Annotated in this window: 19 protein-coding genes and 1 pseudogene; 4 read left to right on the top strand and 16 right to left on the bottom strand. The window is 61.8% G+C overall.

The annotated features are described in order from the left end of the window. Positions 1-167: 167 nt before the first annotated feature. The 12 genes from LGH82_RS01255 to LGH82_RS01200 all read right to left on the bottom strand — a co-directional run bounded on the left by LGH82_RS01255 (position 168) and on the right by LGH82_RS01200 (position 14,528). Positions 168-818, bottom strand: coding sequence for a protein-L-isoaspartate(D-aspartate) O-methyltransferase (locus LGH82_RS01255; RefSeq protein ID WP_227346955.1), 651 nt, complete (start codon positions 816-818; stop codon positions 168-170). After that, positions 815-1,573, bottom strand: a complete 759-nt coding sequence (surE, locus tag LGH82_RS01250; RefSeq protein WP_227346954.1) for a 5'/3'-nucleotidase SurE — start codon at positions 1,571-1,573, stop codon at positions 815-817. Before surE ends, LGH82_RS01255 begins: the two co-directional genes overlap by 4 nt. Next, positions 1,573-2,877, bottom strand: coding sequence for a serine--tRNA ligase (serS, locus tag LGH82_RS01245; protein ID WP_227346953.1), 1,305 nt, complete (start codon positions 2,875-2,877; stop codon positions 1,573-1,575). The genes surE and serS overlap by 1 nt, the downstream gene beginning before the upstream one ends. Positions 2,878-3,139: 262 nt before the next feature. Next, positions 3,140-4,015, bottom strand: coding sequence for a twin-arginine translocase subunit TatC (gene tatC / locus LGH82_RS01240; RefSeq protein ID WP_227346952.1), 876 nt, complete (start codon positions 4,013-4,015; stop codon positions 3,140-3,142). Then, the gene (tatB, locus tag LGH82_RS01235) at positions 4,012-4,818 is read right to left on the bottom strand and encodes a Sec-independent protein translocase protein TatB (RefSeq protein ID WP_227346951.1); all 807 of its coding nucleotides are present in this window, start codon (positions 4,816-4,818) and stop codon (positions 4,012-4,014) included. Before tatB ends, tatC begins: the two co-directional genes overlap by 4 nt. Positions 4,819-4,846: 28 nt before the next feature. Beyond that, positions 4,847-5,068, bottom strand: coding sequence for a twin-arginine translocase TatA/TatE family subunit (locus tag LGH82_RS01230; protein ID WP_015317533.1), 222 nt, complete (start codon positions 5,066-5,068; stop codon positions 4,847-4,849). Between the two features lie 178 nt (positions 5,069-5,246). Next, positions 5,247-6,002, bottom strand: a complete 756-nt coding sequence (gene scpB / locus LGH82_RS01225; protein ID WP_227346950.1) for an SMC-Scp complex subunit ScpB — start codon at positions 6,000-6,002, stop codon at positions 5,247-5,249. Beyond that, the gene (locus LGH82_RS01220) at positions 5,999-6,799 is read right to left on the bottom strand and encodes a segregation and condensation protein A (RefSeq protein ID WP_227349447.1); all 801 of its coding nucleotides are present in this window, start codon (positions 6,797-6,799) and stop codon (positions 5,999-6,001) included. Before LGH82_RS01220 ends, scpB begins: the two co-directional genes overlap by 4 nt. A 59-nt stretch (positions 6,800-6,858) precedes the next feature. After that, positions 6,859-7,878: a beta-N-acetylhexosaminidase gene (gene nagZ, locus LGH82_RS01215; protein ID WP_227346949.1), complete on the bottom strand. Its 1,020-nt coding sequence runs from the start codon at positions 7,876-7,878 to the stop codon at positions 6,859-6,861. Between the two features lie 129 nt (positions 7,879-8,007). After that, positions 8,008-11,391 (bottom strand): SPOR domain-containing protein, encoded by a 3,384-nt coding sequence (locus LGH82_RS01210; protein WP_227346948.1) that lies wholly within the window; start codon positions 11,389-11,391, stop codon positions 8,008-8,010. 103 nt (positions 11,392-11,494) lie between these two features. Further along, complete coding sequence (gene argS, locus LGH82_RS01205) at positions 11,495-13,252, bottom strand: arginine--tRNA ligase (RefSeq protein ID WP_227346947.1); 1,758 nt, start codon at positions 13,250-13,252, stop codon at positions 11,495-11,497. Positions 13,253-13,313: 61 nt separating this feature from the next. Beyond that, positions 13,314-14,528, bottom strand: a complete 1,215-nt coding sequence (locus LGH82_RS01200; protein ID WP_227346946.1) for a deoxyguanosinetriphosphate triphosphohydrolase — start codon at positions 14,526-14,528, stop codon at positions 13,314-13,316. Between the two features lie 102 nt (positions 14,529-14,630). On the opposite strand from LGH82_RS01200, the gene erpA reads away from it, so the two are divergent. The 4 genes and pseudogenes from erpA to LGH82_RS01180 all read left to right on the top strand — a co-directional run bounded on the left by erpA (position 14,631) and on the right by LGH82_RS01180 (position 16,567). Then, positions 14,631-14,978 (top strand): iron-sulfur cluster insertion protein ErpA, encoded by a 348-nt coding sequence (erpA, locus tag LGH82_RS01195; protein WP_227346945.1) that lies wholly within the window; start codon positions 14,631-14,633, stop codon positions 14,976-14,978. A 2-nt stretch (positions 14,979-14,980) separates the two neighbouring features. Next, positions 14,981-15,367 (top strand): VOC family protein, encoded by a 387-nt coding sequence (locus LGH82_RS01190; RefSeq protein ID WP_227346944.1) that lies wholly within the window; start codon positions 14,981-14,983, stop codon positions 15,365-15,367. A gap of 13 nt (positions 15,368-15,380) precedes the next feature. Further along, positions 15,381-16,176: pseudogene (xth, locus tag LGH82_RS01185) on the top strand (exodeoxyribonuclease III). A gap of 94 nt (positions 16,177-16,270) precedes the next feature. After that, entirely contained in the window at positions 16,271-16,567 is a 297-nt protein-coding gene (locus tag LGH82_RS01180) for a hypothetical protein (protein ID WP_227346943.1), read from the top strand. 45 nt (positions 16,568-16,612) lie between these two features. On the opposite strand, the gene LGH82_RS01175 is transcribed toward LGH82_RS01180, so the two are convergent. The 4 genes from LGH82_RS01175 to LGH82_RS01160 form a co-directional block, all read right to left on the bottom strand. Then, the gene (locus LGH82_RS01175) at positions 16,613-17,449 is read right to left on the bottom strand and encodes a tetratricopeptide repeat protein (RefSeq protein WP_227346942.1); all 837 of its coding nucleotides are present in this window, start codon (positions 17,447-17,449) and stop codon (positions 16,613-16,615) included. Then, a complete protein-coding gene (ilvD, locus tag LGH82_RS01170) occupies positions 17,436-19,160 on the bottom strand; it encodes a dihydroxy-acid dehydratase (protein WP_227346941.1) in 1,725 nt (574 codons plus the stop codon). Before ilvD ends, LGH82_RS01175 begins: the two co-directional genes overlap by 14 nt. A gap of 300 nt (positions 19,161-19,460) precedes the next feature. Then, positions 19,461-20,636: an OmpP1/FadL family transporter gene (locus LGH82_RS01165; RefSeq protein ID WP_227346940.1), complete on the bottom strand. Its 1,176-nt coding sequence runs from the start codon at positions 20,634-20,636 to the stop codon at positions 19,461-19,463. A gap of 362 nt (positions 20,637-20,998) precedes the next feature. Beyond that, positions 20,999-23,782 carry a valine--tRNA ligase gene (locus LGH82_RS01160; protein WP_227346939.1) on the bottom strand — a complete coding sequence of 928 codons (2,784 nt, stop codon included), beginning with the start codon at positions 23,780-23,782 and terminating at the stop codon, positions 20,999-21,001. Between the last annotated feature and the right edge of the window lie 110 nt (positions 23,783-23,892).

The raw sequence follows: 23,892 nt of genomic DNA, 5'->3' as shown, positions 1-23,892 counted from the left end.
TAAAGCGCGTTAATGTTACTGGTCGGTTAAGCCTTTAGAATCTGACGAAATTTTTCTTAAAACTATTTGCAGCCGGTTTTCGGCCGCATGCTCCTGTTTCAGTGCACGGGTATGTCGTCGAAGGCCGGAGCACGGCCTTCGCAAGGATCGAGCTGGACCGGGAGACTTCAGATTACAGTGGCGAGACTGCGCAGGATCGGCTGCAGACGCACGAGGCCGATGTCCTCGCGTTCGAAACGGCTGCCCACCTTGGTGAGCTTGGCCAGCACCTGCTCGCCCTCCTCCGGCCCGATCGGCGCGATGACGACACCGCCGCTCGACAATTGGTCGAGCAGAAAGCGCGGCAGGCTGTCGAAGGCCGCCCAGGCGACGATTCGATCGAACGGTCCTTCATTGGCCAGCCCGCCCGAGCCATCCGCCTGGCGGGCAATGACATTGCCGATGCCGAGCGCTTCGAAACGCTGCCTGGCCTGTTCGGTGAGCGTCTTGTAGCGATCCACGGTGACAATCCGCGCCGCAAGCCGCGACATCACCGCAGCCGTGTAGCCGGAGCCCGTTCCGATCTCGAGCACGCGGTTGCTTGGCTCGATGCCCAGCGCCGCGATAACCGCCGCCTGCATGTCTGCGCCCTCGATCGCCTCGCCGCACTCGATCGGCAGCATGCGGTCCGACCATGCGATCGGATGGAATTGTACGGCAAGGAAACCGCGCCGTGGTGTCGCCTCGAAAGCGGCGATCAGTGCCTTGGGCACCGTTCCCCTGCCGCGCAGGCGCAGCAGGAAAGCGGCAAAGCCTTCGCGGTCATCCACTGTATTCATGCGAGCGCCTTGGTCAATTGATCGCGAATCTCATGGGCAGTCAGGTCTAGTTGCAGCGGCGTCACCGACACCAGCCGATTGCGCATGGCATGAAGGTCGGTCCCGGTTTTGCCCTCGACAGGTTCCCGGCCGAAGCGCAGCCAATAGTAAGGCAGCCCTCGCCCGTCGCGACGCTCGTCGACCCACAGGCTGTGCACCAGCTTGCCTTGCGAGGTGACGACTGTGCCGACAACCTCCTCGGCCAGGCAATTGGGAAAATTGACGTTGAGCAGCACGCCATCCGGCAGCGGCATGGCGACAAGCTTTTTCAGCAGCGCCGGCGCCAGTGCCTCGGTGGTCTCGTAAGGGACCACGCGATCTTCGCCGACATAGCTGTAGGCCTGGCTGAGCGCGATCGAGCGCACGCCGAGCAAAGCACCCTCCATGGCGCCGGCAACCGTGCCCGAATAGGTGACATCATCGGCAATGTTGGCGCCGGAATTGACGCCCGACAGGATCAGGTCGGGCGCTCCCGGCAGGATCTTCTTCACGCCCATGATGACGCAGTCGGTCGGCGTGCCGCGCACGGCAAAATGCTTCTCGCCTATTTTCCTCAGCCGAAGCGGCTCCGAGATAGACAGCGAATGCGCATAGCCGGACTGGTCCTGCTCGGGCGCCACGACCCAGACATCATCGGACAGTGTGCGGGCGATGCGTTCGAGCGACACGAGGCCCTCGGCGTGGATGCCGTCATCATTGGTCAGAAGAATGCGCATTATTTCGCTTCGATCTTTTCCAGACCGCCCATGTAAGACCGCAGCGCTTCAGGAATGGTTACGCTGCCGTCCTCATTCTGATAATTTTCGATGACAGCGATAAGGGCGCGGCCGACAGCGGTGCCCGAACCGTTGAGCGTATGGACAAAGCGATTGCCCTTGCCGTCCTTGTCCTTGTAGCGGGCGTCCATGCGCCGCCCCTGGAAATCGCCGCAGACGGAGCAGGACGAGATTTCGCGATAGGCGTTCTGGCCGGGCAGCCACACCTCGATGTCATGCGTCTTGCGCGCGCCAAAACCCATGTCGCCGGTGCACAGCACCATGGTGCGGAACGGCAGGCCGAGACGCTTCAGCACTTCCTCGGCGCATGCGGTCATGCGGTCATGCTCGGCGAGTGAAGACTCCTGATCGGTGATCGACACCAGTTCCACCTTGTAGAATTGGTGCTGGCGCAGCATGCCGCGTGTGTCGCGCCCGGCCGAGCCTGCTTCCGAACGGAAGCATGGTGTCAGCGCCGTGTAGCGCAGCGGCAGTTTTTCATGCGCCGTGATCTCCTCGCGCACGAGATTGGTGAGCGGCACCTCGGCGGTCGGAATGAGACCAAGCCTGCCGTCGCCATGCGGCGTGAAAAAGAGGTCCTCCTCGAACTTCGGCAACTGGTTGGTGCCAAAAAGAACCTCGTCGCGCACCATGAGCGGCGGTTGGATTTCCTCGTAGCCGTGCTCGGTCGTGTGCAGGTCGAGCATGAACTGGCCGAGCGCGCGTTCCATCCGAGCAAGTCCGCCCTTCAGGATGGTGAAGCGTGAGCCGGAAAGCTTCGCCGCCCGCTCGAAATCCATCATGCCGAGCGCTTCGCCGATCTCGAAATGCTCCTTTACCCAGTTCGGGCGCGTCGGCACCTCGCCGACGATGCGCTTGACGACATTGTCATGCTCATCCTTGCCGACGGGAACGTCATCGAGCGGCACGTTTGGCAATATCGCCAGCGCGTCGTTCAGAGCCTTGTCGAGATCGCGTTCCCGCACCTCGCCGTTCTGGATGAAAGCCTTGATATCACCGACCTCGGCCTTCAGTTTCTCGGCAAGCACGCCATCGCCCGAGCGCATGGCATTGCCGATCTCCTTCGAAGCGGCGTTGCGGCGTTCCTGCTTGATCTGCAACTCGGTGACGTGTTCGCGCCGCGCCTCATCCCTGGCGATCAGATCATCCACCGTGGACTGCGCTTCAGCACCGGACCACGAGCGCTTCACCAGCGCCTCGACCAGGGTCTTCGGGTTGTCGCGAATCCATTTGATATCAAGCATGGTCTGAACGCTCCTGCGGTAGCGTGTCGCCCAAAAGTGCGCAGTGGTTTGGGGAAACGACACGCTCAAAACAAAACTGAAACGCATCGCCTTGAGTGCGATGCATTTCAGCCAGAGGGCGTAAACCGCATCATTGATCTATGCAAGATGAGTGGTCGGTGGCCTTGGGTTTTTCCGGGCGCAACAGCCCCCAGGGACGAACAACCGCACCTGTTCGCTCGTCGCGAACGCCCCTTTGACGGGGCAATCCGCGATGTCGTTGTTACGAAGCAGCCGGCGGTGGTGGTTCGTCGGGAGCTTTCTCCGCCACAGTCTCCGCGGCGTCCTGCTTCTCGCGCGCCACCCGCTGCTTTTCCTGATCCCGCTCGATCCACTTCGCGGCCCAGATGGAGACCTCGTAGAGAATGATCGTCGGAATGGCCAGGCCGATCTGGCTCATCGGATCCGGCGGCGTCAGCACAGCCGCCACGACGAAGGCGATCACGATCGCCCATTTGCGTTTTTCGGCCAGCGCCTTTGACGACAGCATGCCCACCCGGGTCATCAGGCTGGTCACCACCGGCAACTGGAACACCAGGCCGAAGGAGAAGATCAGCGTCATGATCAGGCTGAGATATTCCGACACCTTCGGCAGCAGCGAAATCTGCACCTGATCGTCGGTGCCGGTCTGCTGCATGGCGAGGAAGAACCACATCACCATCGGCGTGAAGAAGAAATAGACCAGCGACGCGCCCATCAGGAACAGGAGCGGCGAAGCGATCAGGAACGGCAGGAAGGCGTTGCGTTCATTCTTGTAGAGGCCGGGTGCGATGAATTTGTAGATCTGCGTGGCGATCAGCGGAAACGCGATGACCATGCCGCCGAACATAGCGAGCTTGACCTGCGTGAAGAAGAATTCCTGCGGCGCCGTATAGATCAGCTCGACCTTGTGCGGATCGAGCCCTGCCCACTTGGTTGCCCATTTGAACGGCACAACCAGCAGGTTGAACAGCTTCTTGGCGAAGAAGAAGCACACGAGGAAGGCGACGAAGAAGCCGCCGAGCGACCAGATCAACCGGCGCCGCAACTCGATAAGATGTTCGATGAGGGGAGCCGACGACTTGTCGATCTCTTCCTTTTCCTTGTCCGAAACGCTCACTTAGCGGCCCCCGCCGTCTTCTTGCCAGTCGCGGCCGGCTTCTTCGCCGCCGCGGATTTCGGTTCAGCTTTAACAGCGGTAGTTTTCGCCGCAACCGCCTTTGTCGCGGCCCCCTTTGCGGCTTTTGCCGCCGTCGGCTTTGCAGCGTCCGCCTCGGCAGGCGCTTTCAACGCGGGCGACGCTTTTGCGGCCGTGGCCTTCGCCGACGTGGACGCCTTGGTGGCGGCCACGGAAACTTTCGGGTTGGCTTTTGCCACCGGCGCCGCTTTTACCGGCGTGGCCTTCGTCGCCTTTTTCACCGCGGGCGTCTTCAGCGGCACTGCCGGCTGCTCGACAGCTGCCGTCACCACGGATTCGTCGGTCATTGCCGGGAAAATAGGTGTTGCCGGCGTCGTCTCCGGTCCATTGACACCTGGCATCATCGTGGCGCCATTCTTCAGCGGCTTGGACGCCTGCGGTGTCGACGCCACCGGCGCGGAGGGATCCGCCGCCGGTTTCGGCTTCATCATGTTGTCCACGCCGGAGCGCACGTCGGCCGCAGCCTGCTCGAACGGATTGAGCTGCTTCTTGATCTCGGCAACCGGGCTGAGGCCCCTGAGCTCGTCGACCGATTTCTTGATGTCGTCGAGTTCGGCTTCCTTCAAGACGTCGTTGAACTGCCTCTGGAAGTCGGCTGCCATGGCGCGCAGCTTCGCCGCCGTGCGGCCAAAGGTGCGCAGCATATTGGGCAAATCCTTTGGTCCGACGACCACGATCATGACGACCGCGATCACCAGCATTTCGCTCCAGCCGACGTCAAACATGGCTACCTGTTCCGACTAGGTTCTGGGCTCAGCTCTTGCTGGCCTTTTCCTTGGCTGCCGAAACGGTCTCGTCAGCGCGATGCTCGACCGTGCGCTTGTCGTCGGCAACATCGTCGTCCGCCATGCCCTTCTTGAAGCTCTTGATACCCTTGGCCATGTCGCCCATCAGCTCCGGAATCTTGCCGCGGCCGAACACCAGGAGCACGATGACCAGTACGATCATCCAGTGCCAAATCGAAAATGAACCCATAGCAAATCTCTCTCGAATGTTTTCCCTGACGCTGATCTATGCGTTTTCGCGTTGGGATTCAAACACAACAGCGACAAAGTTTATGAATGAGTGATGGATGTCACGCACTTTCCTCGCGGCCACCCCGCTACGAATCGGCGCAGCCCTGCCCCCTGGCGGTTCTACGAGGTGGATATGCTCAATCTTCCGTGACGCGCGGCGTCAGCAGGCCGAGTTCTTCGAGATCGATGTCGGTCAGCGCATCCTCGTCATCGGTCAGCGCGTCCGGATCGGCCGGCGGTAGCGGAATGGAGAAGTTCGACGGCATGCGGCCCGACAAGAGGCCGGCACCCTTCAATTCCTCCATTCCGGGAAGATCGCGGATTTCTTCCAGCGCGAAGTGATCGAGGAACGTATCGGTGGTGCCGTAAGTGACTGGACGGCCGGGCGTCCGGCGCCGGCCGCGCATGCGCACCCATTCGGTTTCCAGCAACGTGTCGAGCGTTCCCTTCGAGGTCTCCACGCCACGGATATCCTCGATCTCGGCGCGGGTCACCGGCTGATGGTAGGCAATGATCGCCAGCACTTCGAGCGCCGCGCGGGAAAGCTTCCTTTGCTGCACCGTGTCGCGGCTCATCAGGAAGGCGAGGTCACCGGCCGTACGGAACGCCCAGGCGTCGCCGACGCGCACCAGGTTGACGCCGCGACGTGCATAGATCTGCTGCAGCTCGGCCATGGCCGCGGCAATGTTGATGCCGTCGGGCAACCGCGCGGCGAGCTGCTTTTCGCTGACCGGCTGGGCGCTGGCGAAAACGATAGCCTCGGCCATGCGCACGGCTTCCGCAAGATGCAGTCGCTCAGCGGGATTCCGCTGGGAATTCTGGGCCGATGCCTCCTCCTCGGGCTCGTCATCGACCTTGAACGGAATGACCGACGCGTTGGCGCGTTCGCTCATGATGCCACCTCGATTGCCGTGATTGCCTGGGCGCGGCCGCGCAGATAAATCGGCGCGAAGGCTTGGTCCTGCCGCACATCCATCGTGCCGTCGCGAACCAGTTCCAGTGTGGCGGCGAACGAACTGGCGATCGCGGTGCGCCGCTCTTCCGGGCTGGTCATGTACTGGATCAGGAAACTGTCAAGCGCCGTCCAGTCGGTCAGCGCCCCCACCATCCGGGTCAGGATATCGCGCGCGTCCTTGAGTGACCAGACAAGGCGTCTGGCGATGGTCACATTGGTGATCGCCTGCTTCTGCCGCTGCTGCGCATAGGCGGTCAGCAGATCGTAGAGCGACGCCGAATAAGCGTTGCGTTTCTCGACAATGACCATTTCCGGCATGCCACGCGCGAAGACATCACGGCCAAGCCGGTTGCGGTTGACCAGCCTCGCCGACGCGTCGCGCATGGCTTCCAGCCGCTTCAGCCGGAATTGCAGGACCGCCGCCAGTTCCTCGCCGCTTTCACCGTCATCGCCGGGCTGCTTGGGAATGAGCAGTTTCGACTTCAGGAAGGCCAGCCACGCCGCCATCACCAGATAGTCGGCGGCAAGCTCGAGCCTGAGCGCCCTCGCCGTCTCGACAAAGGTCAGATATTGCTCGACCAGCGCCAGGATCGGGATGCGCGACAGGTCGACCTTCTGGGTACGGGCAAGGTGCAAGAGAAGGTCGAGCGGTCCCTCGAAGCCTGCCACGTCGACAACCAGCGAAGGATCGCCGGTCACGCGCGAATCGTCGTTCTCGGCCCACAGACGGTCCATCGGTGCGGCCTTCGCAGGCTTGCTTTCCAATGCTTCCGCCACTGCCTTTGCCTTCTCTGTTAGGCCACCGCTTCGAAATAGGTGGCGAATTCAGCGCGTATCTCGGTTTCATCCGCGGCGTCGCGGTTCTTTATATAGGTCAGCGCCCGTTCGGCGCGCTGCAGCGACTTGCCCTCAAGACCCTTGTTGCGCGACGCAATGCCAACCATTTCCTCGAAAACGCCATTGCAGTGAAGGACCAGATCGCAGCCCGCCGCAAGGATCGAGGCCGCCTTTGTCGGGAAATCCCCAGAAAGTGCCTTCATTGAGGTGTCATCACTGATCAGCAGGCCATCAAATCCGATTTCACGACGAATGATCTCGTCGATCACCTTGCCGGATGTGGTCGCCGGATTTTTGGGATCAATGGCGCTGTAGACGACATGCGCCGTCATCGCCATCGGCAGGTGGTTGAGCTCCCTGAACGGGGCAAAATCGTGCCGCTGCAGATCGCTCATCGAAGCATTGACGGTCGGAAGCTCCAGATGCGTGTCGGCCAAGGCCCTGCCATGTCCTGGAATATGCTTCATGACAGGCAGCACGCCGCCGGACATCAACCCTTCCGCCAGAGCGCGGCCCAGTTCAATGACTGCGCGCGGCTCCCTGCCATAGGCACGCGCGCCGATCACATCGCTTGCCCCGTCGATCGGCACATCGAGGACCGGGAGACAATCCGCCGTGATGCCGTATCGCAGCAGATCAAAGGCAAGCAGCCGCGCCATCAGCCAGGCGGCACGGGCACCGACATCGTGGTCATCGCGCCAAAGCGCGCCGAGTGCCGCGCCCGACGGATAGTTCGGCGCCAGCGGCGGCCGCAGGCGCTGCACCCGCCCACCTTCCTGGTCGACGAACACCAGCGCATCCGGACGGCCGATGCAATCGCGGAGCGAATCGACGAGGTCGCGGACTTGCTCGGTCTCGCTGATGTTGCGGGCGAACAGGATGAAGCCCCACGGGCATTCATTGCGGTAGAAGCGGATTTCGTCTCGCGTCAGCGATTTCCCGCTACAGCCGAGGATCATGGCTTTCGATTCGGTCATGTCGGCGAGTCTAAAGCTTTACGCGGACAAAGGGAATCGCGTCGAAACGCCTGCCGGAAGCCAGATACTCCAAGAAAAAACCGGCGCTGTCTGGGACAGCGCCGGTTTCGTGAAGGGGAATAGAAGCTCTCAGCGCGAGACGAAGCAGTTACCGCCCGCGGCCTTGTAGCTCGTGCACAGGTTGATCGCGTCATTGCGCGACTGCGCGGGAACCCGCACGCGGTAGAACGTACCCTTGCCGGCGATTTCGGCCTTGACGATGTTGGCCGTACGGCCGCCAAGCACGCTGCCATAGCGACGCTGCAGGTCCTGATAGGTGGACTGAGCGCTGTCGACAGTCGGCTGCGACGCGATCTGGATCGACCACGAACCACCAGCGGCAGCAGCCGCGGCCGGATCGATCGATGCCACCTGGTCAGGCTTGACCTCGCCAACCACATCGACGGGCTGGTCGGAAGGACGCTGCGGCGCGACCGGGACCTTGGCCGGCGTGTTTGCCGACTGGGCCTTGGCTTCAGCCTTGGGCACAGCCACCGGCTTGAGGGCAGACGCCGGCTTTGCCGGGTCGGAAGTTGTCTGGTCGGCAGGCGACACGGCGCCGGTTGCCTGGCTGTCGTCCTGAGCCGACGGGGCCACGTGCTGCGGCGCCGGGTCGGTCGGTTCGGCGGCGGCGACTTGCTGCGCTGCCGGTGCCGGATCCTCACGGGCAACCAGCGAACCGTCGGCCTTGACCACCATGGTCCTCACCTTGCGTGGCGCCACGGCGACGACATCGGTATTCGTACCCTTGTCGGCATCCTGCAGGACCTGCGCGATGCGGTCTTCCGATTTCGGCACAGGCGCCGCGGCCGTGTCGGGGTTTCCAGCCGCATCCGTACCCGGAGCAGCATCGGTCTGGTCAGGAGAAAGATCAACGACACGGGTCTGCTGGTCCTTGGCGGCCACATCCACTGGCTTCTCGGTGTTGGTCACCAGCTTTTGCTGGACCTGCTCGGCGGGCTTCGCGCCCTTGAGCACCGCGTCGTAGACCTTGTTGTCCTGGTTCGGCACGACCGTGCCGCCCGGATTCTCCGGCTTGACCTTGATCGGCGCATTGTCGGCCTTGACGATTACTGGCGCCCCGCCGCTGCCCTTGCCGCCAAAGGACAATGCAAAGGCACCAAGACCGCCAGCGATCGCGACACCACCGACGATTGCCGCGATAAACAGGCCCCGCCGGCGAGGCTGCCGTGCGTTCTCCTGGGCCGCAAGGCCTGGAACCGCCATCGCCTCGTCCAATTCCGGATCATAGTCCAGTTCGTCGACGGTGAAGTCGTCGGCCTGCGAAACCGGCTGGCTGCCAGGCAGTTCGTTCACGTCAAAGCCGGCCGCATCGGCATAGGATGCAGCTGCCGGCATTTCCGTGGGTCGCGCCGCATAGGTGCGCGCTTCGACCCGATCCTGACCGTAACCCGGCTTGGCTTGGTCGTAGCCTGGCTTGGCCTGCGCATAGCCCTGCGTCGTCTGCTCGTAGCTAGGCTTGAAGCCGGCACCATAGGACTCATCGTCATAGGCCGGGCTGCGCGCGGGCGCGGCGGCGGGCACATCCATTGTGTTCATTTCGGTGAGAAGGCTGGCAAACTCGGAGTCGAGATCGTCATAGCCGGCGGATGCCGGTTCATCCTCTTCGAAGTGCAACTCGGGAATGTCGAGATCGTCAGCCAGCGCCACGACGCGCTCTGGCACGTCGACAGTCTCGACGTCGGGCATCTCGTCGTATCTTGCGGACTGTTCCTGCTGCACGGGCGCCGGCGCCGCATAGACGGGCTCGGTCCTGACCGGCTCGCTCCTGATCGGCTCAGGCCGATATGCGGACGCGGCCATCACCGCCGGCGCAACGGCCACCGCGGCAAATGAAGCAAGTGGCGTGGCCACGGGCGCTACGGGCGGCTGCGCAACCGGCGTCACACGACTCCACGAGCGGGCAGGCTCGGGTGGAGTGGAGCGCTCGGCCAGCCAATTGAGTGAATCGACAGTATCGTCCGGGGTAGCAGACCGCGGCGCGTTCGATGTCTTGTCGTCAGCCCTGTCATCATCCAGGCCGATGCTTCTGGCGAAGGCAGCGTCGAAGGCATCCTTGTCGAAATCGACGTTGGCGACGTCAGCACCCATGGCATCTCCGGCCGCGAAGTCATGCCCCTGGAGCTCATCAAGCAGAAGACTGTCGAGATCGGCGCTGGCAGGCTGAGCTGCTTGATCCTGCCGCGGCTCAGAAGACGCGTGCTCGTCAAGATCCCAATCCAGATCGCCGACGAGATCCGCCGGTTCCTCGGCCGCGTGTTCGGCGACCGCGACGGGTTGCTGAACGACCGGCTGCTGAACCATGGCTGGCTCCGTGGCCACCACCGGCGCTGTCCGTGCGCTCATGGCGCCCAGCAGCGCATTCAACTCGTCTTCAAGACTACGTTCGTTCGCAACCGGGGCCTGCACGGGCTGCACGACGGGCGCAACCGGTACAGTGATGGTCGGCTGAACCGCCGGGGCAGCCAGCTGGGCCAACGGCTCGTGAGCTTCCTCGGCGAGCGCATCGTCGAAATTCAGTTCGAAATCGTGGTCGAACGCCTCTGTCGAGGCCAGGCCAACGGTCTCGTCGCGCGTAGCCACCGGCTCCGCATGTACGCCATGCGCATCCAGTTCCTCGATCATCGCGACCGATTGATCGGCGGCGGTAGGCTGGTCGAAATCGATGCCAACGTCGGTCATGGCATCGTCGAAATGACCCGCGAAATCCTCGTCGGAGGTCGCCTGCGACTGATATGCATGGGTCTGCCCGGGTGACTGGTATTCCGCCTCGGGGGCGCTCTGATGGTCTTGTGTCGACAGGGAATCGTCGAACATCAGCTCATCTTCGAGCGAATTGGCCACGGCGTTGTCGAATTCATGATCGAAAGCCGGTTCGATCGCCGGGGCGGCTTGCGCAAAATGTTCGGCGTGGTCGACGGCATTGCCGTCGAGCTGGAAATTCTGCTCGAACGATGAGGCAAGCTCATCTTCCATCGGCTGGTCGTCTTCGAACGGCGAAACGTCCTCGAGCGAACTGGCGACGGCGTTATCGAAATCATCGTCGAATGCAGCGTCGACGGCGGGCTCGGAGGCTTGAACAGCGCCATAAGCCGTTTGATCGGCACCATGATGGGCAATATCCGCCGCATCCAGATGGAAGTCTTCGTCGAGCGACATGGCAAGGTCGTCGTCCACCGTGTCGGCGGCCGCCGTTTCGAACGTCGGCTCATGAAGCTGAACAACGGAGGCGGCTTCGCTGTCGCCGAAGTCGCCCATCAACTCCTTTTCGAGATCGATGTCGAAATCCGCCTCGTCCGTCCGGTGATCGACGGCGGCCAACGGCTGCACCGACGCCTGCGGCTTGACCGGCTGGCGCGGATCGAAGCCCATGATCCTCGTCAGTTCAGCGAACGGATCATCGTCGGCGATGTCGTTACGGTCGGCTGCTCTCAGCTGGGTTCTGTCTGCCATTATTGTTCCCGAACTCGCACTCATTCGGACGCCATGGACGTCGCGTAGGGTTGGCCCATACCAGCGCAATGTGGGCAAAAGGTGACAGGTTTTTTAGTCAAACCTAACGCATTTCGGTGGGCGCGGCGGCTCCGATCAGCGTCAGGCCGGACGTCAACACGTCCGAGACAGCCTGCACCAGCCCTAGTCTGGCATGCGTCAATTGTCGGTCGTTAACCTTAACAAACCGTAAGTCCGGATTATCGGTGCCGCGGTTCCAGTGTCCGTGCAAGCTGGAGGCCAGATCATACAGGTAAAATGCCAGTCGATGCGGCTCGAGCGCAAGCGCCGCGGACTCGATCAGCCGCGGATATTCCGCAAGCTTGCGGATCAGGCCGATCTCACCTTCATCGGTCAGCAAAGCGGTGGCCGCCGCCAGGCTGTTGCGATCGAAATTAGCCTCGCCCAACTGTTCGCTCGCTTGCCGGAACACGGAATGGCAGCGCGCCGAGGCGTACTGCACATAAAATACCGGATTGTCCTTCGACTGCTCGGTCACCTTGGCGAAATCGAAATCGAGGGGCGCATCGCTCTTGCGGTAGAGCATCATGAAGCGGATCGGGTCACGGCCGACCTCTTCCACCACTTCGCGCAGAGTCACGAAATCACCGGACCGCTTCGACATGCGAACCGGTTCGCCCTCGCGAAACAGCTTGACCAAGTTGCACAGCAGCACTGTCAGCTTGACATCGTCGCCGGCAATCGCCCGCGCCAAAGCCTCCAGCCGCTTGACATAGCCACCATGATCCGCGCCGAGCACATAGATGAGTTCGACGAAACCGCGATCGACCTTGTCCTTGAGGTAGGCGACGTCGGCGGCGAAATAGGTGAACGAGCCATCGGACTTGACCAGTGCCCGGTCCATATCGTCGCCGACCGCCGTCGAGCGGAACAAAGTCTGCTCGCGATCCTCCCAGTCCTCCGGCTTCTCGCCCTTGGGTGGCGGCAGCTTGCCCTTGTAGATATGCCCCTTCAGCGTCAGGTCGTTGATCGCAGAGCGGATCTTCTTGGCATTATCGGCATGCAGTGTGCGCTCCGAGAAGAACACGTCGTGGCGCACGTTGAGCAGCGCCAGATCCTCGCGGATCATTGCCATCATGGCATCGATCGTCCGGTCCTTGACGATGGCGAGCGCCTCGTCTTCGGGCATCTGCAGCAAGGAACGGCCGAATTCCTTGACCAGCGCCTCGCCGACAGGAACCAGATAGTCCCCCGGATAGAGACCGGCCGGAATCTCGCCGACATCTTCGCCGAGCGCTTCGCGATAGCGCAGCATGGCAGAGCGACCGAGGACATCGATCTGCGAACCAGCGTCGTTGATGACATATTCCTTGGTCACGTCGTAGCCGGCGAACATCATGATGTTGGCCAGCGCGTCACCCACCACGGCGCCACGGCAATGGCCGACATGCATCGGACCGGTCGGGTTGGCGGAAACATATTCGACATTGGCCTTCTTGCCGCCGCCGACCGTCGACCGACCATAATTGCGGCCTTCGCCGAGAAGCGCGGTCAGGTGCGCCTGCCAGAACCCGTCCTTGAGCCTGAGATTGACGAAGCCGGGACCGGCTACCTCGGCGGCGGCGACATCCTTGTCGGCGCGCAGCGCCTCCGCCAGCCTCTCGGCCAGCGCCCGCGGGTTTTGGCCTGTCGGCTTGGCGAGCACCATGGCGGCGTTGGTCGCCAGGTCGCCATGACTGGCGTCACGCGGCGGCTCGACGGCGATGCGGGACAGGTCCGGTGAGGCGCCGTCACGGTCCTTCAGATCGAGCGCTTCTACGGCTTTTATGATTCGCGCGTTGAAATCGGCGAAAATGTTCATGGGTATGGCTCTGGCGGTTTTGCAGGAATCCGGCTCGCTGGCCGGCAAAATCGAGCCCGCCCTAGCTCAAATCCGGCGTATGGTCAAACAAACGCCTATGTTCCTTGAGCGCATAGGTGTCGGTCATGCCCGCCAGGAAATCGGCCACGCTACGCGCCTTGATGCGATCGTCGGCCCGGTCGAGCCCTTCGCGCCAGCCATCCGGCATGGCATGCGGATCGGCGAAATAGGCGTCGAACAGGTCCTTGACGATCTGCTCGGCCTCGCCGCGCACGCGCATGACTTCCTTGTGCCGGTAGAGATGCTTGTAGAGAAAGACCTTCAGTTCCTTCTCCAGGGCAGCCATTTCGGCGGAAAACGTGACCATCGTCTCGCCTGCCGCCCTCACCGCGTCGGCGCTGCCAGGCCTGATGCGCTCCAGATTGCCGGTGGTCGACTTGATCACGTCCTCGACCATCATCGTGATTTGCCGCCGCATGAGTTCATGCCCGGTGCGCACGTCGTCGAGCGCCGGATAGCGCGCGCGCACGCCCGCCAGGATCGTTCCCGGCAGCGAGACCGTCTCCAGCATGTCAAGCGTCAGCAGCCCTGCCCTGAGGCCGTCGTCGATATCATGGGTGTTGTAGGCGATGTCATCCGCGATCGCCGCGCACTGCGCCTCGATGCCGGCGAATCGGTCGAGTTCGAGGTCATGCAGTTCGGAATAGTCGAGAATCGCCTGCGGCACCGGCCCCTTGAGCCCTTTTCTGCTGGCGTCCATCAGCGGCCCATTGTGCTTGACCAATCCCTCCAGCGTTTCCCAGGTGAGATTCAGTCCATCGAATTCGGCATAGCGCCGCTCCAGCCGGGTCACGACGCGGAGCGACTGCGCATTGTGGTCGAAGCCGCCCCAGGCACCCATCCTCTCGTTCAGCGCATCCTCGCCGGTATGGCCGAACGGCGTGTGGCCGAAATCATGCACCAGCGCCACGGCTTCGGCGAGATCCTCGTCGCCGCGCAATGCGCGTGCAAGGGCGCGCGCGATCTGCGCCACCTCGATCGAATGCGTCAGCCGGGTGCGGTAGTGATCGCCCTCATGCGCGACGAAAACTTGCGTCTTGTGCTTCAGCCGGCGGAACGCCGTCGAGTGGATGATGCGGTCGCGGTCGCGCTGGAACGGCGTGCGGGTCGGGCTCTCGACCTCGTCGAACAATCGCCCGCGCGACTTTGCCGGATCGCAGGCATATAAAGCGCGCGGCCGGTAGCCGAATCCGATGTCACCCAACTCGTTGGTCATGGTCGATGCCGCAGGTTGACTTGATGCAGTTGACTTGGTGCAGTTGACTTGGCCCCTCGCGCTTCATACCTATCATGTGAAACCGAAAGCAAGGTGACGCCCATGGGCGCGGATGCCAAGACTGGCATGAAAGTCGACATGACCGAAGCCGCCGCCAAGCGGATCGCCAAGATTGTGTCTGGCGAAACAGGCAAAACGGCGCTGCGCGTTTCCGTCGAAGGCGGCGGCTGCTCCGGATTTTCCTACAAGTTCGATCTGGTTGATGGTCGCAATGACGACGACGTCGCCATCGAAAGAGACGGCGCCACCGTGCTGATCGACGACCTGTCGCTGGTCTATATGGGCGGTTCGGTGATCGATTTCGTCGATGACCTGATGGGCCAGTCGTTCCAGATCAGGAACCCAAATGCGGTCGCGTCCTGCGGCTGCGGCACCAGCTTCTCCATCTAGAAATGCCTGCCATAGGCGCGGTCCGACAGATCGCGCTTTCAGCCGGACGCAATCTCGATACAACTCTGGCCTTCTGGCGTGATGTTCTGGGCATGAGCGTGCATGCCCGCTTCGATCCGCCAGGCATCGCCTTCATCATGGCTGGCGGAGTGCGGCTGTTGTTCACCGACGGCATCCCGGCCGGAACTGTCTATCTCGACATCACCGGTCTTGAGGATTTTCACGCCCAGGCGAAGGCCGCGGGCGTGCCCTTCACCGCACCGCCGACCCTGGTCCATCGCGATACCGAGGGCATGTTCGGACCGGCAGGGGAAAGCGAATGGATGGCCTTCCTAAAGGACCCGGCAGGCAATACGATCGGCCTCGTCGAGCGCCATCCGCCGCAATAGCATCGAGGCCGTCATGAAAATCGTCACCTGGAACATCAACGGCGTTCGCGCCCGCATCGGCAATTTGACCCATTGGTTGACGGAGAGCGCGCCGGACATCGTCTGCCTGCAGGAGATCAAGTCGGTCGACGAACAGTTCCCACGCGCCGAGATCGAGGCGCTCGGCTACAATGTCGAAACCCATGGCCAAAAGGGTTTCAATGGCGTCGCCATTCTTTCGAAGCTGCGCTTCGACGAGGGTCATCAGGGGGCTGCCGGGAGACGACACCGACGAACAGGCGCGTTTCATCGAGGGCGTTTTCTCCACCGACAAGGGCGCGCTACGCGTCGTCTCGCTCTATCTGCCGAATGGTAATCCGATCGATGACGAGAGGAAGTTTCCCTACAAGCTTTCCTGGATGGCGCGGCTGGAGCGTTGGGCCGAAGAGCGGCTTCGGCTTGAAGAGGCGCTGGTGCTCGCCGGCGACTATAACGTCATTCCCGAGCCGATCGACGCAAGATTTCCGGAGAACTGGCTGGGCGATGCGCTGTTCCAGCCCAAGACGCGACAGGCCTTCCGCCGGTTGCTCAATCTCGGCTTTACCGAAGCGGTGCGAGCGGTCACCGACGCGCCGGACACCTACACTTTCTGGGACTATCAGGCCGGCGCCTGGCAGAAGAACAACGGCATCCGCATAGACCATCTGCTGTTGTCGCCGGAGGCCGCCAACCGGTTTTCGTCGGCCTCCATCGAAAAGCATGTCCGGGCCTGGGAAAAGCCGTCCGACCACGTTCCGGTGGCAATAGACCTCGCGCTGCGGCCGGCTTGACAAGTGGCAGGTCAAGGGCATCCACCAACCGAACCCACATCTCGCCACAATCGCGCGTTTGATCGGAGATCATGATGCTGCGACGGAGGCTGCCGTGACCTTGCGACTTCTTCTTTGCCCGATTGCCCTGGGATTCGTCTTGGCCGCGACGGCCGCGGCGCTCGCCGCCCCGGAATGCCTGGCCAATGGCAAGTCGTTCCAGCTCGGCCAATCCGCGTGCCTCACCCTTGCCGGTGAAAGCCACCTCGCCCGATGCGACAAGGTCCTCAACAATTCGTCGTGGACAAAGGTTGCGGACAACTGTCCCGGAGAAGCGCCCGCAACGCATCCGACGGCACCGCTCTCGACACCTTTGCCGAAAGCGATCCCTGCTGAGCCGACGGCAAACTGATTCTATCGAGACCCTGCAACCCGCGAGCGGCGCGAGATCGCTCGGCTACTGGTCGCCGCCACCTTCGCCACCGCCCTTGGTAAGGATGTCGTCGGCCAGCGAAATCGCGGTGCGACGGTCGGCCTCGCCGGCGGCGGCAAACGCCTCTTCCTGCATACCGCGAATCCAGGGCTGATCGGCCGGCGAAGCGCGTTCGAGCGCCGCCGTCATCATCGCCAGGCCGCGAACGATCTTGCCGCTCTGGAACAGCAGGTTGCCAAGCGTCGCCTGGGCGCCGGCATGGCCTTTTTCTGCAGCGAGCTGGAACCAGCGGCCGGCCTGCTTGACGCTGGCCTTGACGCCGCCCTCGCCCTTCAGGAACATCTGGCCCATCTCGAACTGTGCGTTCGGATTGCGGTAATTGGCGGCGGCGCGCATGTAATATTCCTGGGCAGCCACCTCGTTTTCCGTGACCGGACTGCCGGGAATGCCCTTGCGGAGATAGTCGCCCAGCGCCACCAGCGCGTCGGAAACATAGCTTTCCTCCGGCGAGCCGGGCTCGACATCCTGATCGACGATCTCCGAGAAGAACTTGAACGCCTCATAGTCGTCGCGCGCCACGCCGTCGCCTTCGGCATACATGCGCGCAAGCTTCCATGTGGCGCCGATCTGGCCGTTCTCGGCGGCGTATTTATAGGCTTCCGCCGCCTGTTCCTTGTGGCCGTTCTTGTAGGCGGAGAATCCGAACTGGAACACAGCCCACGGGCTGGACTGCGGCTTCACGCCGGTCTTGTCGTCGAACACCTTGTCGTCGAAGGCCATGGCCTGGCCCACGGCGCCAAAGATCGCTGCCGCGACCAGTGCCGAAAGGACAGACGACCTCAACAACTCAGATGTCCGCATAGCAGTGTGTTTCTTTCGCACCGCCCGGATGGGTGACCGCGCCATCGCGGGCCGGCCCTACCGTCTGTGCATATTTCCAGATCGCGCCCGACTGATAGTCGGTCGTGCGCGGCTTCCACGTCCTTGCCCTTGTCTCCAGTTCCGTTTCGGACAACGCCACTTCGATCGTGCCGTTCACAGCGTCGATCGAGATCATGTCACCATCCCTGAGCAGTCCGATCGGGCCGCCCAAGGCGGCTTCTGGACCGACATGGCCGATGCAGAAACCACGTGTAGCGCCTGAAAAGCGCCCGTCTGTGATCAACGCCACCTTGCCGCCCATGCCCTGGCCGTAAAGCGCCGCCGTTGTCGACAGCATCTCGCGCATGCCCGGGCCGCCGCGCGGACCCTCGTAGCGGATGACGATGACCTCGCCTTCCTTGTAGTTGCGGTTCGTCACGGCTTCGAAACATTCCTCTTCCGAATCGAAGCAACGGGCCGGGCCTGAGAATTTCAGCTCCGCCATGCCCGCGACCTTCACAATCGCGCCCTCGGGGGCAAGGTTTCCCTTCAAGCCCACGACGCCGCCAGTTTTTGTGATGGGCCGGTTGGCGGGACGGACCACGTCCTGATCTTCATTCCAGGCAACGTGTTCCATATTTTCGGCCAAAGTGCGGCCAGTCACCGTCAGGCAATCACCATGCAGATAGCCGTGGTCGAGCAAGGTCTTCATCAGCAGTGGAATGCCGCCGGCCTCGAACATGTCCTTGGCGACATATTTGCCGCCCGGCTTCAGGTCTGCGATGTAAGGCGTCTTCTCGAAAATCCTGGCGACATCGAACAAATCGAACTTTATGCCGGCCTCATGCGCGATCGCCGGCAGATGCAGCGCCGCGTTGGTCGAGCCGCCCGTGGCGGAAACCACGGTCGCCGCATTTTCCAGCGCTCTCAGCGTGACGATGTCTCGGGGGCGGATGTTCCTGGCGATCAGCTCCATGATCTTCTCGCCCGAGGCGAAGTTGAAACGGTCGCGCATCTCGTAGGGCGCCGGCGCTCCGCAGGAATAGGGCAAGGCCAGCCCGATCGCCTCGGCGACCGTGGCCATGGTGTTGGCGGTGAACTGGGCGCCGCAGGAGCCGGCCGAGGGACAGGCCACCTGCTCGATTTCAAGCAGTTCGGCATCGCTGATCGTGCCGACCGAGTGCTGGCCGACGGCTTCGAACACGTCCTGCACGGTGATCTGCCGGCCGCGATAGCTGCCGGGCAGGATCGAGCCGCCATAGATGAAGATCGACGGCACGTTGAGCCGCACCATGGCCATCATCATGCCAGGCAATGACTTGTCACAACCAGCGAGGCCGACCAGCGCGTCGTAGCAATGGCCGCGCATGGTGAGTTCGACCGAATCGGCGATGACATCGCGCGACACCAGCGACGACTTCATGCCCTGGTGCCCCATGGCGATGCCGTCGGTGACGGTGATCGTGCAGAACTCGCGCGGCGTGCCGTTGGCCGCGGCCACGCCTTTCTTGACCACTTGGGCCTGGCGCATCAGCGAAATGTTGCAGGGCGCTGCTTCATTCCAGCAACTGGCGACGCCAACAAGAGGCTGCGCGATCTCGGCCGCCGACAACCCCATCGCATAGAGATAGGAACGGTGCGGCGCCCGCGCCGGACCAACGGTCACGTGGCGGCTTGGCAGATCGGCCTTGGAGATGACTCTGACGTCCATACTCATCCTTGCCGCTGGCGGTGCGGCCCGCCCCATCGCCGAGCCTTTTGGCGCGTGTCCCGAGACAATTCGAGGTGCGCCGGGTTTATGGCGGGAAATGGGCGATTTCCTTGGCGGGATTTGTAGCGCGGGGGTTGTTCAGAAAGTGTTGCCAAAACGTCACAATCATACGACGTGACGCGAGTGCGGCTTATCTGCAACGCAGTTTGAATACGTGCGAGCGTATTCGCCTCAATACCAATCCGGACAAACAAAAAAGGCCGGGCAATGCCCGGCCTTTTTTGTAGCGAATAGAAGTGCTTACCACTTGAAGCTATAGCCGCCCGACAGGGCATAGCCCCAGCCGCCATCAACCGAACGATTGATGTTGGCGAAGTTACCGCCGCCAACTGGATAATTCGAGTATTGGGTTTCAGACACGGAAGCGAGGTAGACAGCAGCGACGCCAAATCGAAGTTCGCCGCCCATCTTGTCTTTCATCGAGACGCCGGTCCCAAGCGTGTAGCTTGCCCCGGTCAGATCCCATCCGGTGCTGACCCCCCGATCCCAGGTTGCAAACACCGTGCCGGACAGCCAGTCATTGAACTTGTGGCCGATGCCACCGGTCACGGTCCAGCCATCGCGCCAGAAGTAGTCATTGCCATTGTTGAGACCAATCGCCGGAACCTGCAGGTTGAGTTGCTTGGTGACTGACCAATTCGTCCACTTCACGCTACCATAGGCAAGCCAGCCTGGCGCAACACCAGTTTGAGCCTTGAACTCCACGGACTGCGGAAACTTCGCGTCGCCGGTCGCAGGAACAGTAATTGGCGTCGGCGGGTTCGTGGGAGCAAAAGTATTGGCCTCCCCGGATGCTTTGATGCTGACGCCGGAGCGATACATCAATTGCGCGCGCAGTGCGATCTCCGGGATTTCATAGGCAACACCAGCGCGCCACCCGACATTGCTGTCATTGAGACGGACATTAAGGGGAGCAAAATTTGACCCCAGCGCGGCTCCGGCATCGAGACTGTAATTCGTGACTTCGTCGTAGATGCCGCCAAGAAACCATACGCGCCCCTTGCTAAGGTCGTACTTCACACCGCAAGTTACGCCGTATTCATACATGGTGAAGTTTTCACTCAACTTGCCCAGTGGCCCGCTCGAGCGAGGCCAGGACGCGTCACCGCCGTACGATTCCGTCATCGTTCCGGCGCAAGACAGATTGTCTGTCAGCTTGAATTTTACCGCGGCTGAGGGAACAGCGTAGGCGTCCGAGTAATTCACTCCAACCAGATACGGATTGAGCGGATTTACTGAGTATTTTCTGGTCGGCGCAACATACGTCACGCTGGTGCGCATGTTGAAATTGCCGTCCTCAAAAATGATGTCGGTGTCCGCGGTCCCGCGCGAAAAGCCGCCGGCGTGCACCGAGCCGATCAAAGCAAATGAAAAACACCCTGCCCCCAGCAGTGCTTTCAGACGCAAAATGTCCATGGAATTCCTCCCCGAAATACTAGTGCGTCAAGCTAGAGCCAATTCAGGTTAACGGCGCAACAACGAATTCAAGAGGCGTACACGTACAGGTGATCAGAACGCAATTTCGACAAATTGCGTCCACCTCCAGAAGGCCTAAAAAGTGGCCTTTGGGCAAAAATCGGCAAAGAAAATGCGGAAGAACTGTCTAAACCCGCGCGAAAATGGCACTTTTTACGGCGTAAGCGCCCCATTGTTACATTATGGCAACAATGGGGCTGAAACTTTCCGTTTACGTCAATATTAACGCAACGGAATGCCTGTTTTCGAGGCAAGAACGCAGTCGTCGAGGCGGCTTGAGAGGCCTCGCCAGTTCCAGCATTTCAACCCGCGTCGCGCACCCGACTCAGAGCCACTGAAAGCTTCTCTTGCGCTTCACGATACTCCGCGAGTTTTTCCCGCTCGGCGGCCACGATCTCCTCCGGCGCGCTGGCGACGAATCTCTCGTTGGACAGCTTCTTGTGCAGCCGGGCGATTTCCTCTGTCACCTTGACCAGTTCCTTCTGCAACCGGGCCGCTTCGGCGGTCAGGTCGATCAGGCTGCCGAGCGGCAGGCAGATGGTCGCCTCGTTGAGCACGATCTGGGCGGCCCCCTTGGGGGCGGCATCGGCCAGCGAAATGTCGCCAACCCGTGCCAGCCGCTTGATCGCCGAGTCCTGGCGCTGCAGCCTTTCGCGTGTCACCGCGTTGGCGCCGATCACCACCAGGGGCGCGATCGCCGCAGGCGGCACGTTCATTTCCGAACGCACCGAGCGGATGCCGGAGACAAGGTCAACCAGCCAGTTGATGTCGGCGGCCGCTTCCGCGTCCTCGAAGTCCGGTGAAGGCCACGCGGCATGGCAAAGCAGCGACGACCGCTCCTTGCCCTCTCCGGCGGTCTGCGCCCACAGCTCTTCCGTCATGAACGGCATCATCGGGTGCAGCAGCTTGTAGATCTCGTCGAGCACGAAGGCGACGCAAGCCCGGCTTTCGGCCTTGGCAGCCTCGTCCGTGCCCATGAACACAGGCTTCAGCAGTTCCAGGTACCAGTCGCAGAACAGGTTCCAGACGAAGCGGTAGGCAGCACCTGCGGCCTCGTTGAAGCGATAGGACGTTATCCCATCGGTAATGTCGCGCGCGGCCCGCGTCAGCTCGGTCAGGATCCAGCGGTTGACCGCCAGCTTTGCATCGTTCAACCAGAACTCGTCGTTGCGCGCGACTTCGTTCATCTCGGCGAAGCGCGTGGCGTTCCAGAGCTTGGTGCCGAAATTGCGATAGCCGGCGATGCGGGCCGGGTCGAGCTTCACGTCGCGCCCCTGCGCCGCCATCACCGTCAGGGTGAAGCGCAGCGCGTCGGCGCCGTATTCGTCGATGAGATCGAGCGGATCGATGACGTTGCCTTTCGACTTCGACATCTTCTGCCCGTTCTTGTCGCGCACCAGCGCGTGGACATAGACCGTATGGAACGGCTCTTCATCCATGAAGTGCAGCCCCATCATCATCATGCGGGCGACCCAGAAGAAGATGATGTCGAAGCCGGTCACCAGCACGTCGGTCTGGTAATAGGTCTTCAGTTCCGGTGTCTGGTCCGGCCAGCCAAGCGTCGAGAACGGCCACAGGGCCGACGAGAACCAGGTGTCGAGCACGTCCTCGTCACGGGTCAGTATCTCGCCCGGCTTGAAGTTCTCTAGCTTGTCCTCGACCCAGGCCTTCCAGGGCCCTTCCAGCGCCAGATAATATTCGATCGCGGCGCCAAGCGCTTCTTCCTCGGTCTTCTCGACAAAGACACGCCCGTCCGGTCCATACCAGGCCGGAATCTGATGGCCCCACCATAGCTGGCGCGAAATACACCAGGGCTGGATGTTCTCCATCCAGTCGAAGTAGGTCTTCTCCCAGTTCTTCGGCACGAAATTCGTGCGGCCCTCGCGCACCGAAGCGATCGCCGGCTTGGCGAGTTCGGCGGCATTCGCATACCACTGCTCGGTCAGGAACGGCTCGATCGGCACGCCGCCGCGATCGCCATGCGGCACGGCATGGCGATGCGGCTCGACCTTTTCGAGGAAGCCGCCGGCTTCCATCAGGTCGACGATCTTCTTGCGCGCAACGAAACGGTCGAGCCCGTTGAGCTCATCCCACACGGCCTGGCGTTCCGGCGTCACGTCGAGGCCGGCGAGGAAATCCTCATTGTCCTTGAGGTTTATCGCGGCCTCGATGGTGAGAATGTTGATCGCCGGCAGTTTGTGGCGCTTGCCGACCTCGAAGTCGTTGAAGTCATGCGCCGGCGTGATCTTGACGGCACCGGAACCCTTTTCCGGGTCGGAATACTCATCCGCCACCACAGGAATCTTGCGGCCGACGATCGGCAGGACAAGGTTCTTGCCAACGAGGTGCCGGAAACGCTCGTCGTCAGGATTCACGGCGACAGCCGTGTCGCCCAGCATGGTCTCGGGGCGCGTCGTCGCCACGGCGATGAAGGTTTTTGGATTCTCCGGATCGAAAACCTCGCCCTCGATCGGATAGCGGAAGTGCCAGAGATTGCCGTTGACCTCCTGCTGCTCGACCTCGAGATCGGAGATCGCGGTCAACAGCTTGGGGTCCCAGTTCACAAGGCGCTTGTCCTTGTAGATCAGCCCTTCCTTGTAGAGGGTGACGAAGACTTCGAGCACGGCCTTGGACAGGCCTTCATCCATGGTGAAGCGCTCGCGCGACCAGTCGGCAGAGGCGCCAAGCCGCTTCAGCTGGTTGAAGATCGCGCCACCGGATTCGGCCTTCCACTCCCACACTTTCTCAATGAATTCTTCGCGTGTGAGATCACGGCGATGGATCTGCTTCTCCATCAGCTGGCGCTCGACCACCATCTGCGTGGCGATGCCGGCATGGTCCATGCCGGGCTGCCACAGCACGTTCTTGCCGCGCATGCGCTCGAAGCGCACGAGAATGTCCTGCAGCGTGTTGTTGAGCGCATGGCCCATATGCAGCGAGCCGGTGACATTCGGCGGCGGGATAACGATGGTGAAGGCCTCGGCCCCCTCCTCCGCACCGGCGCCGGCGCGAAAGGCATCGGCCTCTTCCCAGATTTTGGCGATCTTCGGCTCGACGGTCTTGGCGTCGTAGGTCTTTTCAAGCATGGGGAAATGGTCCGCGCTGTCGGGAGTTTGCTGACCCGGTGTAAATCGGAAGGTTTTGGCCAAGTCAACCGAGACTGCCTTGGCTCATCAACGGCAAATAGGCTTGGCTC

This window comes from Mesorhizobium sp. PAMC28654, assembly GCF_020616515.1.
Taxonomy (GTDB): domain Bacteria; phylum Pseudomonadota; class Alphaproteobacteria; order Rhizobiales; family Rhizobiaceae; genus Mesorhizobium.
This window is presented reverse-complemented; position numbering and strand designations above follow the sequence as displayed.